At 48.3% G+C, this 2,267-nt stretch carries 2 protein-coding genes; both read left to right on the forward strand.

Annotated features, from left to right (window positions below; genetic code table 11):
- On the forward strand, positions 1-266 hold a 266-nt coding region (locus ACTHUE_RS16025; protein ID WP_440423974.1), incomplete at its 5' end, for an alanine:cation symporter family protein.
- 269 nt (positions 267-535) lie between these two features.
- The coding region (cas9, locus tag ACTHUE_RS16030) for a type II CRISPR RNA-guided endonuclease Cas9 (RefSeq protein ID WP_440423976.1) at positions 536-2,267 on the forward strand (1,732 nt) is incomplete at its 3' end.

Here is a 2,267-nt window from a genome sequence, read left to right on the forward strand (position 1 = left end):
GGCTGGTTACCGCCGTTTTCCGTATGCTGGTTTTGGCATGGGTCTACTTCGGCGCAGTTGCCAACGTACCCTTGGTATGGGATATGGCAGACATGGCCATGGGCATCATGGCATGGATTAACCTCGTCGCCATCCTGCTCCTGTCCCCACTTGCCTTCCTGCTGTTGAAAGACTACACAGCCAAGCTGAAAATGGGTAAAGACCCAGAGTTCAAACTCTCTGAACACCCAGGCTTGAAACGCAAAATCAAATCCGATATCTGGTAAAACCAAAGGCCGTCTGAAATTTCAGACGGCCTTTTTAATCCCTGCCATTTAGACAAAACGATGCCCCTTAAAGCAGAAGCCTTAAGGGGCAGAGCGTTGCGGCACATCTTTTCAGACGGCCTTATTGTAGCAACGTTTCTCATTTCGCAGTGCAACAATATGGACAGATTCTAATTCCAAATCGGTACCTAGTCAAGTATTTCATTTGCATGGTAATACTTACCTAGGATATATTTATACTTACCAAACATCATATTACGGAGAAACTGATGGCTACATTCAAACCCAATCCAATCAACTACGTCCTCGGCCTCGATATCGGCATCGCATCCGTCGGCTGGGCGATGGTAGAAATTGACGAAGAAGAAAACCCCATACGCCTGATTGATTTGGGCGTGCGCGTATTTGAGCGGGCCGAAGTACCAAAAACAGGCGACTCTCTCGCAGCGGTAAGACGCTTAGCACGCAGCGTCCGCCGCCTGACCCGCCGTCGCGCCCACCGCCTGCTTCGGGCCCGTCGCCTATTGAAACGCGAGGGCGTATTACAGGCTGCCGATTTTGATGAAAACGGCTTGATTAAATCCTTACCGAATACACCATGGCAACTTCGCGCAGCCGCATTAGACCGCAAACTGACGCCTTTGGAGTGGTCGGCAGTCTTGTTGCATTTAATCAAACATCACGGCTATTTGTCGAAACGGAAAAATGAAGAGCAAACTGCCGATAAGGAGCTTGGGGCTTTGCGTGCAGGTATGAAGAGTAACACTCAAGCCTTAAAGACAGGCAATTTCCGCACTCCGGCCGAATTGGCTTTAAATAAATTTGAAAAAGAAAGCGGCCATATCCGCAACCAGCGCGGCGATTATTCGCATACGTTCAGCCGCGAAGATTTACAGGTGGAGCTGGTTTTGCTGTTTGAAAAACAAAAAGAATTCGGCAATCCGCATGTTTCAGACGGCCTTAAAGAAGGTATTGAAACCCTGCTGATGGCGCAACGCCCTGCTCTGTCCGGCGATGCCATTCAAAAAATGTTGGGGCATTGCACCTTCGAACCGACAGAGCCGAAAGCCGCTAAAAACACCTACACAGCCGAACGTTTCATCTGGCTGACCAAGCTGAACAACCTGCGTATTTTAGAGCAAGGCAGCGAGCGGCCATTGACCGATACCGAACGCACCATACTTATAAATCAGCCGTATAAAAAGAAACTGACTTACGCACAAGCCCGTAAGCTACTGGGTTTAGAAGATACCGCCTTTTTCAAAGGATTACACTATGGTAAAGACAATGCCGAAACCTCAACATTGATGGAAATAAAGGCCTACCATGCCATCAGCCGTGCGCTGGAAAAAGAAGGATTGAAAGACAAAAAATCCCCATTAAACCTTTCTCCCGAATTACAAGATGAAATCGGCATGGCATTCTCCCTATTCAAAACCGATGAAGACATTACAGGCCGTCTGAAAGACCGTGTTCAGCCCGAAATCTTAGAAGCGCTGTTGAAACACATCAACTTCGACAAGTTCGTCCAAATTTCCTTGAAAGCATTGCGCCGAATTGTGCCTCTAATGGAGCAAGGCAAACGTTACGATGAAGCCTGCGCCGAAATCTACGGAGACCATTATGGCAAGAAGAATACGGAAGAAAAGATTTATCTGCCGCCCATCCCTGCCGACGAAATCCGCAACCCCGTCGTCTTGCGCGCCTTATCTCAAGCACGTAAGGTCATTAACGCCGTTGTACGCCGTTACGGCTCCCCTGCGCGTATCCATATTGAAACGGCAAGGGAAGTAGGCAAATCGTTTAAAGACCGCAAAGAAATCGAAAAACGCCAAGAAGAAAACCGTAAAGACCGGGAAAAAGCCGCCGCTAAATTCCGAGAGTATTTCCCCAATTTTGTCGGCGAACCCAAATCCAAAGATATTCTGAAACTGCGCCTGTACGAGCAACAACACGGCAAATGCCTGTATTCGGGCAAAGAAATCAACCTAGGCCGTCTGA

Source organism: Neisseria sp. P0021.S005, from assembly GCF_051956955.1.